This window comes from Novosphingobium olei, assembly GCF_012927405.1.
Lineage (GTDB): Bacteria > Pseudomonadota > Alphaproteobacteria > Sphingomonadales > Sphingomonadaceae > Novosphingobium > Novosphingobium olei.
Genome location: NZ_JABBGM010000001.1, coordinates 460105 through 475200 on the forward strand (window position 1 = coordinate 460105; position 15096 = coordinate 475200).

A 15096-nucleotide genomic window follows, 5' to 3' on the forward strand; every position below is an offset into this window, starting at 1 on the left:
GTTAAGGCTCTTTCACCAATCGGCCGGCTCATGCATTGTTGCAGGACCGAGCCGGCGGGTGGGCCGCTGGCGACTGAGGAATCTTGCCGGCCGTGACTGCGCCCGTACGCTTTCCCCGCTTCTTCGTCACCAGCCCCGGGCCGTGCCCGTACCTTCCGGGCCGCAGCGAGCGCAAGGTTTTCACCGAGTTGAAGGGCGACAACGCCGACGAGCTCAACGATGCGCTGGGGCGCATCGGTTTCCGTCGCAGCCAGACCGTCGCCTACCGGCCCAGCTGCGTCGATTGCACCGCCTGCGTCTCGGTCCGTGTCGTCGCGCAAGCCTTCCAGCCATCGGCTTCGCAGAAGCGCATCCACAAGCGCAATTCCGATCTGGTCATGACGATCTGCAAGCCTTGGTCCACGCCGGAACAGTTTGAGCTCTTGCAGCGTTACCTTTCGGTCCGTCACCCGGGCGGGGGGATGGCCACCATGGACGAAATGGATTTCGCCGACATGGTGGAACACACGCCGGTAAAAAGTTATGTGATTGAATACAGGGAGCCTACTGCCGATGGCAGCCCGGGCAAACTCGTGGGGGCCTGCCTGACCGATCATCAGGGAGACGGGCTCTCGATGATTTACAGTTTCTACGACCCCCATCACGAGACGCGGACCGGGCTTGGCACTTTCATCATCATCGACCACATCCTCCACGCCGCGAGGATCGGCCTGCCCTACGTGTACCTCGGCTATTGGGTCGAAGGATCCGACCGCATGCAGTATAAGGTCCGTTTCCGCCCTATGGAGCGGTTGGGCCGCGAAGGATGGGTGCGTTTCGACCCCGATGAGCAAGCCGATGCCATCGTTCGCGCCGCATCGCTGCAGCGCAGTGCGAGCGGCGTTCCTGCGGGTGCCGGCAAGGACGTTGTCGAGTGCGGGAATTTTTCGGGCGAGGCTTGAGCTTCTGCGCTCTGGCGGCCTTGCGAGCGTTTGCGCTGCGATCGCCATTCTTGCCCAACCCGTTCCCGCTGTTGCCCAATCCCGTAATGCCGACAAGGAACTGGAGGATCTGATCCCCGATTCCGCGCTCGACAATCCCGAAGCATGGGCCGGCGATACCGATGCAGCGCGTACCCCCGTGCCCGACATTGCCTCGATCGAGAGTCCCGATACCCTGGCGCCGATGTCGGCCATGCCGGAAATCGCGCTGCCTTGGCCGGATGAAACCGATCTGCCGGCGATTCAGCCGCTTACGCCAGATCCCGATATCGCGCTGGCGGAAGAACAGGCCAAGCAGGCCGGCCAGTTGCTCGACACCGCGGTTCCCGAAGGCGAGAGTAGCGCCAAGGCGCAGATTGCCAACGCCGCGATCGTCAAGGTCGGCAATCAGGTGGAACTCGCCTTCCCGCCCGATGCGGCCTTGCCCGAACGCGATGCGATTGCCGCCCGCTTCGGCGGGCTGTCGAACCTCAAGGCGCTCGACGACAACGACGACAATCTCGCCCAGCTGACCCGTCGCGCGAAGGAGGATATCGATCTCCTGCAGCAGGTCATGCGCGTCTATGGGTACTATGATGCGCAGGTGATCCAGTCGATTGCCGGTATCGAGCGCCCGGGCGAGGGCGGAGGAGCTTCCGGCCAGCGCGCCCGGGTCGATGTCAACAAGGCGGTCGTCCGCTTCGACGTGATCCCAGGGCCGCAGTACAAGCTGGCGAAGATCGACCTCGGCGATATCGCCCAGGCTGCGGATGCGGCCAAGCTCCGTGCGGCATTCAAGCTCAACTCCGGCGATCCGGTCAATTCCGACCGCATTGTCGAGGAACGCACCCATCTCGACACCGCGCTCGGCGAAACCGGCTATGCCTTTGCCAAGGTCGGAGAACCTGAGCTGACCATCGACCACGAACCGCGCACCGGCGATCTTGCCATTCCCGTCACCACCGGCGGCACTTACGCTTTCGGGCGCATCGTCAGCTCGATGCCCAAATTCCTCTCTGGCCACCACCTCGAAGAAATTGCGCGGTTCGAGCCGGGCGATCTCTACAAGCGTTCGCTGGTGGACGATCTGCGCCAGGCGGTCCTCGCCACCGGGCTCGTCTCGTCCGTCACCGTCAAGGCGCGCGAGGCGACGGCGGCATCGCTCGGCCAGCCGGGCACGGTTGATATCGATGTCGACATCACCAAGGCACCGTTGCGGACCATTGCCGGCCTGATCGGGTACTCCACAGGTGAAGGCGTGCGCCTCGAAGGCAGCTGGGAACACCGCAACCTGTTCCCGCCCGAAGGCATGTTGCGCGTGCGCGGCGTGCTCGGCACGCGCGAACAGCTTGCCGGAGTCACGTTCCGCCGCAACAATTTCTGGGGCCGCGATCAGGTCCTTACGGCCGACCTTTATGCCCAGACGCGCGATACCGATGCGTTCAATGCGCGCACGGCTTCGTTCATTGCCAGCTTCGAGCGGCAGACCACGCTGCTGTTCCAGAAGCCGTTCGTCTGGTCGGTAGGCCTGGAAGCGGTGGCCACCAGCGAATTGCAGGATTCGGCCGCAGCAAACACCCCGCGGACCACCTACTTCATCGGCGCGATCCCGCTGTCGGCGCAATTCGACGATAGCGACAGCCTGCTCGATCCCAAGAAGGGCTTCCGCGTCGGCCTGCGTCTTTCGCCCGAGCTTTCGGTGCAGGACGGCACGAAGTCGACCTACCTCAAGGCGCAGTTCGATGCCTCGGCCTACCTGCCGGTGGCGGGCAAGGTCGTGCTCGCGGCGCGCACCCGCCTCGGCACCATCCAGGGCACCGACCTTGCCAACATCGCCCCCTCGCGCAGGTTCTATGCAGGGGGCGGCGGCTCGGTGCGTGGCTATGGCTACCAGGCCGTCGGCCCGCGCGATGCTTCCAACAATCCCACCGGCGGGCGCTCGCTAGCCGAATTCTCGCTCGAAGCGCGCGTCAAGACCGGGCTCGTCGGCGGTGCGGTCAGCGTGGTGCCATTCGTCGATGCAGGAAGCGTCGGCACGGGTGGAACGCCGACACTGTCCGGCCTGCAGGTCGGTGCAGGTGTCGGCTTGCGCTACGATACCAACTTCGGCCCGATCCGCATCGACGTCGGCACGCCGCTCAACCGCCGCAAGGGCGATAGCCGGATCGGGGTCTACGTCGCGCTCGGGCAGGCGTTCTGATGGCGGGCGAGACCGTTCCTCCGGCCGAAGATGCTCCGGTCGCGGCAAGGCCGGCACGCTGGCGCCGGCCCGTGCGCTGGAGCCGCAATGTCGCACTTGCCGCGATAGCCGCGATCGGGCTGCTGCTCGCTGGCTTCGCCGTGCTCGACAGCTCGCTCGGCCACCGCTTCGTGGTCGATCGCATCGCCGCGCTGACGCCGGGCTCCGGCCTGCGCATCCGCATCGGCCGCATCGAAGGTTCGCTGTTCGGCAGCGCCACCTTGCGCAATGTGGTGCTGAGCGACCCCCAGGGCCGCTTCATGACCATTCCCGAGGCAGAGCTGGACTGGCGTCCGCTGTCGTGGATGAAGCGGGGGCTCGATATCCGCAAGCTGCTCGTCCACCGCGCCACGCTGCTGCGCACGCCACGGATGAACCCGGGCAATCCTGACGAGCCGATCCTCCCCAACTTCGATATCCGCATCGATCAGCTCGAATTCGACGATCTGACCGTCGCCAAGGGCATCATGGGCGAGCGGCGCCGCATCGACCTGTGGTCGAAGGCAGATATCCGGGGTGGCCGCGCGCTGATCGATTTCAACTCGCGCCTCGGTGGTCGTGACCGGCTTGTCGTCCACCTCGACAGCGAGCCCGATCGCGACAAGTTCGAGCTGCGCGTTGTTGCCGATGCGCCCAAGGACGGCCTTCTTGCCGGGCTGGTGGGCATCAAGCGTGACATGCATGCCCGCGTCTTCGGCAACGGCAGCTTCAGCAACTGGCATGGCATTGCCTGGGCTTCGCAGGGCGGTGCCAAGTTCGCCGCGTTCCTCCTCGACAACCGCGCCGGACAATACCGCCTGGCGGGGCAGGTCTTCCCCGCAGACGTCCTCAAGGGCAGCGCTCGCAGCGCGGTGGGTGACAAGCTTTCGCTGTTCTACGACGGCACTTTCGCGCGCAGCCTTGCCGATGGCCAGGTCTTCGCCACCGGTGCGGCGTTCCGCATGGCGGGCCGCGGCGCCATCGATCTGGGCAACAATCGCGCCAACGACTTTGCCACGAAGCTTGCGCTCACCTGGCCAGAGCGAGTGCTTGCCGATCCAAAGCTCGCCGGCGTCCGCTTCGACGCCACGTTCGACGGACCGTTCGACGATCTTTCCATCCAGCACGATTTGCGCGTGGCTCGCTTGCGCTCAGGCACCATCGCGGCCGAAGACTTGCGTACGGCCGGAACCGCCCACTGGGATGGCAAGACCCTGCGCCTGCCGGTCGCGCTCACCGCGCGCAAGCTCGCCACGGGCAATGCAGAGCTTGATCCGCGCCTGTCGGGGGCGACGGCCAATGCCGACATCGTGTTGTCCGGCAATTCGCTGTCATCGGACAATATCGCCATAAACCTGCGCGGGCTTGCTGCCCGTCTGACCCTGCGCGGCGATATCGCCCGAGGCGGTTATGCGCTGGCCGGCCCTGTCACTGCGCGCGGTTTTACCGCGCCCAATCTCGGTGCGGTCGATGCCAATGCCAAGATCCTGTTCAAGGTCGGCAGCGGCTTGCCTTGGTCGGTCCAGGCCAATGCGGCCGGCCGGATGACGCGCGTCGACAACGCCACGCTGCAGACGCTGACGGGCGGCGGCATCCGCTTCAACGGCAACGTCGCGATGGGTGGGGCCATCCCGCTGACCATCCGCGGCGGACGCATCACCGCGCGCAAGCTCGATCTCGCGCTCGATGGCAAGGTCCTGCCTGGCGGTGGCAGCACGATCGTCGGGCGCGGCCGCCATGCCGATTACGGCGCGTTCACCGTCGATGCCACGATCGAGAAGGACGGCCCCCACGCCGTGCTCGTGCTGGCAAGCCCGCTGCCCGCCGCCGGGCTCAAGGACGTGCGCGTTGCGCTGGCGCCGGTGGGGGATGGCTTCCGCATCGATACCAAGGGCGATTCCCGCCTTGGCCCGTTTGAAGGCTCGCTCGGCCTAGTCTCGCCTCCCGGTGGCGACACGCGAATCGATATCCAGCAATTCCACGTCTACCAGACCGACGTGACCGGCGCGGTCGTGCTCGGAAAGGCGGGCGTGACCGGCGATCTCGCCATGCGCGGAGGCGGGCTCGATGGTACCGTCCACCTCGAACCGCGCGATGGCGGGCAGGGCGTTACGGCGCTGGTCAACGCGCGCAACGCGCGCTTCGGAGGCGCGAACCCGATCTCGATCGGCATGGCCAACGTCGATGTCGACGGCCTGTTCGCAAACGGTAACTCCACCGTGAACGCGAACGTCGCGGCGCAGGGCATCGGCCTCGGCAAGGTATTCATCGGCCGGCTGGCGGCCAACGCCGCGATCGTCAACGGTTCGGGTTCGGTCACCGCGTCCATGTCGGGCCGCCGCGGCACCGACTTCGATCTGCAGGGCACCGCCGCGTTCGCGCCCGACAAGATCATCGCCTTCGTCTCGGGCCAGTATGCCGGCCGGTCGATCACCATGCCGCGCCGCATGGTCATGGAAAAGCAGGACGAAAAGGCCGGCGGCGGCTGGCGGCTTCAGCCGACCCAGGTCAACTTCGGGCGCGGCGTGATCATCGCCGACGGACACCTGCTCGGCGGCCCGACTGAATTGCACTTGGCCGTTTCGCGCATGCCGCTTTCGGTGCTCGACATCGTCGTCGCCGATCTCGGGCTCGGCGGTCTCGCCTCGGGCGTGGTCGATTACCGCAACGATGGCACCGGCGCGCCGCAGGGCCACGCCGCGCTGCAGGTGCGCAATCTCACGCGGTCCGGTCTCGTCCTCACCTCCCGCCCACTCGACCTGTTTCTTGTCGCCCAGCTTGACGCATCCAGCCTCGAAACGCGCGCCGTGATGAAGGAGAGCGGCGCGGTGCGTGGTCGCCTGCAGGCGCGCATCGACAACCTGCCGCGCGGTGGCACCATGGCTGAAAGGCTCCGTGCCGGGCGCCTGCGCGGTCAGCTGCGCTATTCCGGCCCCGCCGACGCGCTCTGGCGGCTCGCCGCGCTCGAGGTGTTCGACCTGACCGGCCCCCTGGGCGTCGCCGCCGACGTCAGCGGTTCCATCGACAATCCGGTGCTGTCGGGCGCGGTCGCCTCGCGCTCGCTGCGTGTGCAATCGACGCTGACCGGATCGGATATCCGCAACGTCGAAGCAGTCGGCACTTTCGCCGATTCGCGCCTCAGCCTTGCCCGTTTCTCGGGCACCACGGCGAACGGCGGAAAGGTCAGCGGCAGTGGTACGGTCGATCTGTCCGATGTCTCGACCGGCGGCGTGAAGCTCGATCTGCGCCTTGCCGCCAGCAATGCCCAGCTGATCAACCGCGATGACATGGGGGCCACCGTCACTGGTCCGCTGCGCATCGTCAGCAATGGCGTTGGCGGCACGATCGCCGGCCGTCTGCGCATCGAACAGGCGCGCTGGCGCCTCGGGATGGCGAACGCCGCCACCGAGCTGCCGGTGATCAAGACCACCGAGATCAACACGCCCGCCGACGCTGCGCCGGCGCGGGTCCGCTCTGCGCCCTGGCGCTTCCTGATCGATGCCGCCGGCGCCAACCGGATCGATGTGCGCGGCATGGGGCTCGACAGCGAATGGGGCGCCGACATCCGCCTGCGCGGCGATACGTCGGCACCCAGCATCCTCGGCACTGCCGAAGTCGTGCGCGGCGGCTATGAATTTGCGGGCAAGCGCTTCGAACTGACCCGCGGCCGCATCCGCTTCACAGGCGAAACCCCGATCGATCCGCAGCTCGATATCGTGGCGGAAGGCGATGCCAACGATATCAGCGCCAAGATCAGCATCGGCGGCACGGCGCAGAAGCCGATCATTGCGTTCACGTCCACGCCCTCGCTGCCCGAGGAGGAACTGCTCAGCCGCCTGCTGTTCGGCAGCTCGATCACGCAGATTTCCGCTCCCGAAGCGGTGCAGCTCGCCTCGGCCCTCGCGTCCCTGCGCGGTGGCGGCGGCCTTGATCCCATCAACAAGCTGCGCAGCGCCATCGGCCTCGATCGCCTCCGGATCGTCGGTGCGGACGCCGCCACCGGGCGCGGTACCTCGATCGCGGTCGGCAAGTATCTTGGGCGGCGCTTCTTCGTTGAACTGGTCACCGACGGACGCGGCTATTCGGCGACCTCGATCGAATTCCGCATCACCCGCTGGCTGGCGCTGCTTGGCACCGTCTCCACCATCGGACGCGAATCGATCAACCTCAAGGCTAGCAAGGATTACTGAGCGGACGCCTCAGCGTGGTGCTGCGCCAAATCTGATCAGCAGCACCGCCGTCCCTGAGCGTGTCGAAGGGCTGCCCTTCCTGCCGTTATCCCGCGCACGGCCGTGATGTCGCTTGCGGGCTGGTGTCCTTCGAGCCAGCCACGAAAAAGGGCCGCCCTTTCAGGCGGCCCTCCTCGTTCGTGCATCAGCAATGGATCAGGCAGGCAGGCCGCTGATCGACTTCATTTCCATGAAGTCCTTGAGACCATAGAGGCCGCCTTCACGCCCGTTGCCCGACTGCTTGTACCCGCCGAACGGCGCGCCCGGGCTCGGACCCCAGTTGTTGATCGCGACCATGCCGGCGCGCAGTTCGGGCGCGATCTTGGCCGCCTTGGCCGGATCGCCCGAGATGACGGCCGACAGGCCATAGGCGGTATCGTTGGCGATCTCGATGCCTTCTTCCAAGCTGTCGTAAGCCATCACGGTTACGACTGGACCGAAGATTTCCTCCTGCGCGATGCGCATATTCGGGGTTACGCCCGAAAACACGGTCGGCTGGATGAAATAGCCACGGTTGACGCCCGGGGGCAGATCGGTGCCGCCGGTTTCCAGCTTCGCGCCTTCGTCGATGGCCGACTGGATAAGTTCGCGGATCTTGTCGTACTGCGCCTTGTTCACCACCGGGCCGAGGTGGTTGCCTTCCTGCATCGGGTCGCCCACCGGGGTCGCCGAATACATCGCCGAAAGGAAAGCCGCCGCTTCGCCTTCGCGTTCGCGCGGGACGAGCACGCGGGTCGGCGAAATGCAGGACTGGCCGGTGTTGACCAGCGGCCCCATGGCGGTGGGGGCAAGGTGCGTGGCGAAGTCGGCATCGGGCAGGACCAGGTTGGGCGACTTGCCACCCAGTTCCTGATGAACGCGCTTGACCGTGTCGGCCGCCGCCTTGGCGACGAGAATGCCGGCGCGGGTCGAACCGGTGAAGCTGACCATTTCGATGTCGGGGTGCGAGCTGATTGCCTGGCCCACGCCCGGACCGTCACCGTTGATCAGGTTGAACACGCCCGGCGGTACGCCTGCCGCGTCCAGGATTTCGGCGAAGATCATCGCGTTGGACGGGCATTCTTCCGACGGCTTCAAGATCATGGTGTTGCCGGCGGCCAGTGCCGGCGCAACCTTCAGCGCGATCTGGTTCAGCGGCCAGTTCCACGGGGTGATCATCCCCACCACGCCGATCGGCTCGTAAGCCACCTTGAACGCGCCCGCATCTTCAACGAACTCGAAGTTCTGCAGCGCGGCGATGGTGCCCAGGAAACCACCGATGCCCGCGCCGACCTGCGCGGTCGAGGCGAAGCTTACCGGGGCGCCCATTTCCTCGGCCATCGAAACGGCAAGGTCCTGCACGCGCTTCTTGTATTCTTCCACGATGCGGTTGAGGAGCGCGAGGCGTTCTTCGCGGCTCGTCTTGCTGAACGTCTTGAACGCCCGGCGGGCAGCCACGACCGCCTTGTCGACATCGGCCTTGGTGCCGAGCGTGACCACGGTGGTCGGCTCTTCCGTCGCCGGATTGATCACATTGTGGCGGACGCCGCCTTCGCTATCGACCCACTGGCCGTCGATGTATTGTTGAAGCCGCTCGCGCATCACAAATTACTCCCAGTTACCTGATTAAGGAATCACCGGGGGAAGATGGCAGCATTGCGTGGCGGATTGCAACCCGTCTATCGTTGGATGTGACGGCCAGAGGGACGAATAGGGGATATCAGATCGTTCGGCGTCCACGGAAAAGCTGCACCAGGCCGACGATGATGGCCAGTACCAGCAGAATGTGGATTACGCCCGCGGTCACCTTGAACGCGAAAACGCCGAGCGCCCAGAGCACGAGCAGGACAAGGGCGATGGTCAGAAGCATGGGGCTCTCCCTTATTGGGTCGCTCCGAAACGGAACGGTCTGACCAGCAGAACCACGACGATCGCTCCGGGTTCCACGGCGCAAGGCGTAAGGCTTGCTAACTATTTGTTCGCACCGGCCTTCTAAGACGTCCCGCATGGGGACGGCGAGATCCATTACGCGCAGGCGTGCGGCACGGCGAATGGCCGAAGGTCTGCGCACGGGCTGGGTGGCGCTGGCGACGTTCGTCGCGCTGCTTTCGCTCACGCTCGCGCTCATTGCAGCGTTCAATCATTCCACCAGCGTGGCCGATGAACTGGCGCGCGAGGACGAACGTGGCCTTGCCAACCAGTACCTCGATCGCGCGATGCGCGATTTCGTCGCTACGCAGAAAGTGCAGCTGACCTGGGACGATGCCATGAACAACGCCGTGCTCGGCGACAACGTGGCGTGGTCGAACTATTACCTCGGCGCCTTCTTCTGGACCAACTTCGGCACGGACCGGCTCTATCTGCTGCGGCCCGATGGCCGGCCGGTCCACGCGTGGGCGGAGGGCAAGCCTGTCGCCCCACGTCTCGATCCGCTGATCGAGGCCGATGTCGATGCGCTGCTTGCGCAGGCGCACCTGCCGGGCGCGACGTTCGGCAAGGCGGAGCGTACCCTGCGCCTTGCCGATGGCACCTGGCCTGCCGATGCCGCCGGCCGGCCGTTGACCCGCTGGGCGGCGCAACCCGTGCTGTACAACGGGCGGCCCGCCTTCCTTGCCGTCGCCTCGATCGTACCGGACCGCAATTACGGACTGCTCCAGCGCGAACCGGCCTTCGTCGCCAGCCTGCGCTTCATGGAAAACAGCACGCTGCCGCAGATGCGGCAGGATCTGCTGCTGCCCGAACTGCGCTTCACCCCGAACGCGCCCGGCGCCTCGTTGAATGCCATCGCGCTGGACGAAGCGGATGGTGAACGGATCGGCTGGATCACCTGGCGTGCCAAGACCCCGGGCCCCACGATCGTGCGCCGCACTGCGCCCCTGCTTGCAACCTATATCCTGTTCTTCCTCGGCGTCGTGCTTGGCGGGGCGATCATCGTGCGCCGCATGCGCCGCGCCGCGCGCGAACTTCTGGCGAGCGAGGCACAGGCCCAGCACAATGCGCTGCACGATGCGATGTCGGGCCTGCCCAACCGCGTCCACTACATGCAGCGCCTGCGCGCCGAGCTTTCCGCCTGCATCGAGGGGCGGGCGCAGGGCGACGTGTTCGTCGCCTATCTCGACATCGACAGCTTCAAGGTCGTCAACGACACGCTTGGCCACCACGTCGGCGATGAGTTGGTTCGCCAGGTCGCACTGCGGCTGCGGCGCGCTTTGCCAGATGGCGACTTCCTTTCGCGCTTCGGCGGCGACGAGTTCGTGCTGATGCGCCGCGCCACCGGCGGGCGGCAGGCGGCCGACCAGCTCGGACGGGAGATCATGGACCTGATGCGCGAGCCATTCGTCATTTCCGGCAACGCGCTGGACGTGACCTGTTCCTGCGGGATCAGCTGGGGCCCCGAACAGAGCGAGGACCCCGGCGAGCTGTTGCGTCGCGCCGACATCGCGCTCTATCGCGCCAAGCAGCGCGGCCGTGCCCGCTATCGCCGTTTCACGCGAGACATGGATGCTTCTGTCAAGCTGCGGCGCGAGATGGAGACCGAGCTGCGCCGCGCGATAGCCCGCGACGAGCTGTCGGTCGCCTTCCAGCCAATCGTCGCGGTCGAAAACGGCGAGATCCAGGGTTTCGAGGCGCTGCTGCGCTGGACCCACCCGGAGCGGGGCGAGATCCGCCCCGGCCTGTTCGTGCCGATCGCCGAGCAGGGCGGGCTGATGATCCCGCTCGGCAACTGGATGCTGCGCCACGTTTTCCGCGAATGTCGCACCTGGCCCGCCTGCGACGTATCGGTCAACCTGTCACCGCTGCAGATCATGGCGGCCGATTTCTTGCCGACCATTGCCGGGATCATCGCCGAAACCGGCGTCGATCCCCGCCGCATCGTGCTCGAGGTGACCGAGGGCATCATGCTCGATCGGTCCGAGCACGTGCTCGGCGTGCTGCGCGAACTCAACCGGATGGGCTTCCGCATCGCGCTCGACGATTTCGGCATCGGCTATTCCTCGCTGTCGTACCTGCGCTCGTTCCAGTTCGACCGCATCAAGATCGACCGTTCGTTCGTCCAGAACATCGAGGGCGACATGGATGCACACTCGATCCTCTGCGCGATTGTTTCGCTGGGCCACACGCTGCGGATGAAGGTGGTGGCCGAAGGCGTGGAGACGGAGGTGCAGCGCCGGCTGGTCCAGGCGGCGGGGTGCGAGCTGGTGCAGGGCCACCTGTTCTGGAAGGCCCTGCCGGTAAGCGAGGCGCGCAGCCTGCTGTGGCGGCGCGAACGCGGCGAGAACCTGCGGCTGGCGGGATAAGCCGATCACCGCAGGCTAGGCCCGTCAAGGCGTGGAATAGAGCTTCGCTTCGGCAGCGCGCCGCTTGACCAGGCCCGTCATCGGCTTGTGATTGTTGTAGATCCACTTGCCGAATTCCGCCGCCGCTTGCGCGAACTTGCCCTGCTTGTGCAGCGTGGTCAGCGAGGCCGAGAAGATCGCCCCGGTGTTGTAGTGAAATGAAACCAGCGCATCGAACTGGTTGGCGCTGGTCGGCGCATCGCCGATCGCGCGCTCGACTTCCGCGGCGTAGCGCTGGATCTCCTGGGCGAAGCGGGCATCGCATTGCGCCTGGGTCCACACCGTGCCGCGGGCGATGTCCGCGCCGGTCGATCCCCAGCCGATGGTCCAGGGCTTGCCATCGGCGCTGCCGGGATCGGGATAGGCATCGTATTTGCCATCGGCGCGCAGGCGGCCGCAGCTTTCCCACGCCTTGATCAGCTTTTCGCCCGCGGCCCCGAGCGCGCGGGGCTCGGCTTTGCGTTCGGGCACGGTAGGGGTGTCGGGAGGTTCAGGCGCGACATTCGCGGGGAGTGCGCCTGTTGCCATGTCGATCGCCCTGTCGATGGCGGCGACTTCGTCAGCGGTAAAGCCACGGCCGAGCAGCTTGCGCACGGCGTCGAAAATCGGCTTGCGGTTCATCCCCGTCTTCCTCCTGCAGCTGCAACGGCAACATCAGGTGCGACCCGGGGCTCGATACGCCTTGGGCGGGGAGAATATCAGCCGAAGCTTTGTAGGAAAGCGCAAGTTCTGCCGCTTTGGCGGCCGCCACAACGCCAAGCTGTCGGTCGGCCGGCAATTAGACTGTTTGCAATCAGCCCTGCGCAGCAGCGCTGGCGACGTCGACGCTGGCGGTGACGGTCGGCAGGACGATCGAGGGCGCGGCGTCCGCAGGTGCGCTGCGCGGATAGATGAAGCCGAACGTGGGCGAGGGACGCAGGCCGAGCGAGCGGGTCTTGCCGTACCACACGCGGACCTGGCTCCAGTCGCCGGCGGTCGAGACATCGACCACTTCCACGCCGCGCTCGATCATGCCGGGGGCCGACCAGTTGGCGTGGTTGATGAGGATGTGGCGGCTGTCGACGATCTTGCTGACGACGGCAACGTGACCATAGGGCATCGCGCCGGTGCCTTTGAATGCGAGAACCGCGCCCGCCTGCGGGCGAGCGCCGCGGGCGTAGACCCCCTGCGCATTGCCCCACCAGTCGCGGCCGTTGCCGGAAAGGTGCACTTCACCGATCTGCCGGGCGTAGGCGACGCACTGGAGCCGGGCATTGGCTTCAGCGGGAAGCAGGGCGATCGAGAGGAAGGCGATGAGGGAAGCGAGCGCGACACGAAGCATGCAGGCCGTTCTAAAGCGCTGTGCGGATTCGCACAGACAGGCACGGCGCAGCCTGCCCCGCACGACCAACGGTTCATCCCGCATGTGCGAAGGCTGTGGATAAAATTCGCGAGGAGGCCTGCCGGTTCCCGCCCCAAACAAACTTTTTGCATGCGCATCACGAAGCCCGACACAACCCCAAGTTGACAAAGTTGACAGTGTCCTGGGGAATAATTGCATTCGATCTGTAAGGCGCAATTGATTGAGAAAGTAGATCAATCGCGCTGCAATGGTGCACCGCCGCATGAGGGCGAAACTGGGTGATCCCGCGTGGCTGAAAGCTTTCCATCGCGCGAGGATATCCGGATTCGCGCGGTGTAGGACAGGCCGAGGCCCATGGCAGGGCGAATTGACGCCTTCATTCGGTTCGTCGCAAGTTCGTGACGGGCTGCCCGCAGGAACGACCTGTCGTGCAACTGCATTCATGCGCCAGCAATACGGCGCTGAACACCGGACACCTTTCAGACGCACTTTTAAGGAGTGAAGAGATGCGTGTTACCCTCAAGACGGCCGGGCTGATCGCCCCGGCCATGCTGTTGGCCGCTTCGGCCAGCGCGAGCTTTGCGCAAGGCATGGGCCAGCCCGACCCCGCCGCCCAGCCGACCGCGGCCGAACCCGCGCCCGAAGCGCTGCAGTCGAGCGCGTCGGCACAGGCGATTGCCGGGCCCGAACTCAACGGCAACATCTCGGCGCGCAAGGGCGACCAGATCGAAGTGCTGGCCGCCGATGGCACGCGCACCGTGGTGACGGTGAGCGATGCCACCAAGATCCGCGCCAAGAAGGGCTTCCTTCAGGGCAGCGCCAAGCTGAACGAGGCGGCGCTGATCAACGGCCTTCCGGTTTCGATCAAGACACTGCAGGCCGGCGGCGCGCTGATGGCGAGCGAGATCACCTTCAAGAACGGCGACCTCAAGACCGCCAACATGATCCGCACCGGCACCGCGCAGGGCTTTGCCGAACAGAGCGCGGCCACCGAGGCGCTGCGCGCCCGCTTCGGCGACATCGACAAGTACAACGTCAAGAGCACCAGCAACGTCTATTTCGACACCGGCAAGTCGAACCTTTCGCCGCAGGCAAAGGCTGAGCTGTGCACCGCCGCGAGCCAGGCCGAAACCAACGAGAACGCGCTGCTGCTGGTGATCGGCTATACCGATTCGGTCGGTGGCGACGATTACAACCAGACGCTGAGCGAAAAGCGCGCGGCGCGGGTGACCAACTACCTGCAGCAGGTCTGCCACTGGAAGCCCTACCGCATGCTGACCCCGACCGGCATGGCCAAGGCCGACCCGGCGGCGGACAACAGCACGCCCGAAGGCAAGGCGCAGAACCGCCGCGTTGCGGTCAACGTGCTGGTGAGCAAGGCGGTCGACACCGGCGGCTGATGGTACAACAAATCCCGAGCTCTCTCCCTGCGTCGGGGGGAGAGCCCGGGGATCGATCACAATGTGATCGGCTTATGCATCCCGGACGACGAGCTGGGGCCATCGTTCCAGCCAGCGCTTGCTGGCGACGCGCTGCTCGAAGATCGCTCGCTTGTCTTCGCGGAAGTCAGGGCCGGGGCACAGCACCAGTCCCAGAAGATCGTCGACCTGAAGCGGAGCCGCGATCTCGCATACTTCCCCGTCGATGCGGCGGGCTGCGATGGCCGTTGCCGTTTCTGGCCAGTTCACCATCGCATGGACGGATGACCGATAGGGCGCGTCCCCATTGCGCAGGTGCATGCGGGCCTGGTTCTTGACCGACCAGTCGATGCCAGGCGCCAACTGTGCGAGTTGACGCTCGAGATCGCGGTCGCGCTCGGCGGTTGCGTCGTCGGGATCGTGGTAGATCACATCGACGTCGCCGTCTGGCGCCCGTGGCGCGCGGTCGTGGAGGTGATCCCACACGGCGTTCCGAACGAACCCGGCGGCGATCCAGCCATCGCGCAGATGCAGGCCAGCGACCACGCCAAGCAAATGCCAGCGCAGCGCATCGGCGCGAAGAAGGGCGGCGATGGAGGCGGCTGGGGTCATCG

General features: G+C 65.9%; 10 protein-coding genes. 5 read left to right on the forward strand and 5 right to left on the reverse strand.

Annotated features, from left to right (window positions below; all coding sequences use genetic code 11):
• The first annotated feature begins 92 nt into the window (after positions 1-92).
• From HHL27_RS02145 to HHL27_RS02155, 3 genes are read left to right on the forward strand one after another with little or no spacing between them, the layout of a single operon-like run.
• Positions 93-941 (forward strand): arginyltransferase, encoded by an 849-nt coding sequence (locus HHL27_RS02145; protein ID WP_169492083.1) that lies wholly within the window; start codon positions 93-95, stop codon positions 939-941.
• Positions 838-3159 (forward strand): autotransporter assembly complex protein TamA, encoded by a 2322-nt coding sequence (locus tag HHL27_RS02150; RefSeq protein ID WP_169491713.1) that lies wholly within the window; start codon positions 838-840, stop codon positions 3157-3159. Before HHL27_RS02145 ends, HHL27_RS02150 begins: the two co-directional genes overlap by 104 nt.
• Positions 3159-7367 carry a translocation/assembly module TamB domain-containing protein gene (locus tag HHL27_RS02155; protein ID WP_169491714.1) on the forward strand — a complete coding sequence of 1403 codons (4209 nt, stop codon included), beginning with the start codon at positions 3159-3161 and terminating at the stop codon, positions 7365-7367. The genes HHL27_RS02150 and HHL27_RS02155 overlap by 1 nt, the downstream gene beginning before the upstream one ends.
• Positions 7368-7562: 195 nt before the next feature.
• Here the strand turns inward: HHL27_RS02155 and HHL27_RS02160 are convergent, their stop codons facing one another.
• The gene (locus HHL27_RS02160; RefSeq protein WP_169491715.1) at positions 7563-8987 is read right to left on the reverse strand and encodes an aldehyde dehydrogenase family protein; all 1425 of its coding nucleotides are present in this window, start codon (positions 8985-8987) and stop codon (positions 7563-7565) included.
• A 118-nt stretch (positions 8988-9105) separates the two neighbouring features.
• Positions 9106-9255 carry a lmo0937 family membrane protein gene (locus HHL27_RS02165; protein ID WP_169491716.1) on the reverse strand — a complete coding sequence of 50 codons (150 nt, stop codon included), beginning with the start codon at positions 9253-9255 and terminating at the stop codon, positions 9106-9108.
• A 181-nt stretch (positions 9256-9436) separates the two neighbouring features.
• Here HHL27_RS02165 and HHL27_RS02170 point away from each other — a divergent pair, with 181 nt between their 5' ends.
• Positions 9437-11683, forward strand: coding sequence for a putative bifunctional diguanylate cyclase/phosphodiesterase (locus HHL27_RS02170; RefSeq protein ID WP_240959255.1), 2247 nt, complete (start codon positions 9437-9439; stop codon positions 11681-11683).
• Between the two features lie 24 nt (positions 11684-11707).
• On the opposite strand, the gene HHL27_RS02175 is transcribed toward HHL27_RS02170, so the two are convergent.
• Together HHL27_RS02175 and HHL27_RS02180 are read right to left on the reverse strand one after the other, a co-directional pair.
• On the reverse strand, positions 11708-12343 hold the full coding sequence (locus tag HHL27_RS02175; protein WP_169491718.1) for a lysozyme: 636 nt from the start codon (positions 12341-12343) through the stop codon (positions 11708-11710).
• Between the two features lie 172 nt (positions 12344-12515).
• Positions 12516-13043 carry a CHAP domain-containing protein gene (locus HHL27_RS02180; protein ID WP_169491719.1) on the reverse strand — a complete coding sequence of 176 codons (528 nt, stop codon included), beginning with the start codon at positions 13041-13043 and terminating at the stop codon, positions 12516-12518.
• 527 nt (positions 13044-13570) lie between these two features.
• Here HHL27_RS02180 and HHL27_RS02185 point away from each other — a divergent pair.
• Complete coding sequence (locus tag HHL27_RS02185; protein ID WP_169491720.1) at positions 13571-14464, forward strand: OmpA family protein; 894 nt, start codon at positions 13571-13573, stop codon at positions 14462-14464.
• 72 nt (positions 14465-14536) lie between these two features.
• Here HHL27_RS02185 and HHL27_RS02190 read toward each other — a convergent pair whose 3' ends face one another.
• A complete protein-coding gene (locus HHL27_RS02190) occupies positions 14537-15094 on the reverse strand; it encodes a nucleotidyltransferase family protein (protein ID WP_169491721.1) in 558 nt (185 codons plus the stop codon).
• Positions 15095-15096 lie beyond the last annotated feature (2 nt).

Coding starts and splice junctions, on each gene's coding strand:
- HHL27_RS02150 (WP_169491713.1), top strand. CDS start 838: ATGCCATCGTTCGCGCCGCATCGCTGCAGCGCAGTGCGAGCGGCGTTC.
- HHL27_RS02155 (WP_169491714.1), top strand. CDS start 3,159: ATGGCGGGCGAGACCGTTCCTCCGGCCGAAGATGCTCCGGTCGCGGCA.
- HHL27_RS02160 (WP_169491715.1), bottom strand. CDS start 8,987: ATGCGCGAGCGGCTTCAACAATACATCGACGGCCAGTGGGTCGATAGC.
- HHL27_RS02165 (WP_169491716.1), bottom strand. CDS start 9,255: ATGCTTCTGACCATCGCCCTTGTCCTGCTCGTGCTCTGGGCGCTCGGC.
- HHL27_RS02170 (WP_240959255.1), top strand. CDS start 9,437: ATGGCCGAAGGTCTGCGCACGGGCTGGGTGGCGCTGGCGACGTTCGTC.
- HHL27_RS02175 (WP_169491718.1), bottom strand. CDS start 12,343: ATGAACCGCAAGCCGATTTTCGACGCCGTGCGCAAGCTGCTCGGCCGT.
- HHL27_RS02180 (WP_169491719.1), bottom strand. CDS start 13,043: ATGCTTCGTGTCGCGCTCGCTTCCCTCATCGCCTTCCTCTCGATCGCC.
- HHL27_RS02185 (WP_169491720.1), top strand. CDS start 13,571: ATGCGTGTTACCCTCAAGACGGCCGGGCTGATCGCCCCGGCCATGCTG.
- HHL27_RS02190 (WP_169491721.1), bottom strand. CDS start 15,094: ATGACCCCAGCCGCCTCCATCGCCGCCCTTCTTCGCGCCGATGCGCTG.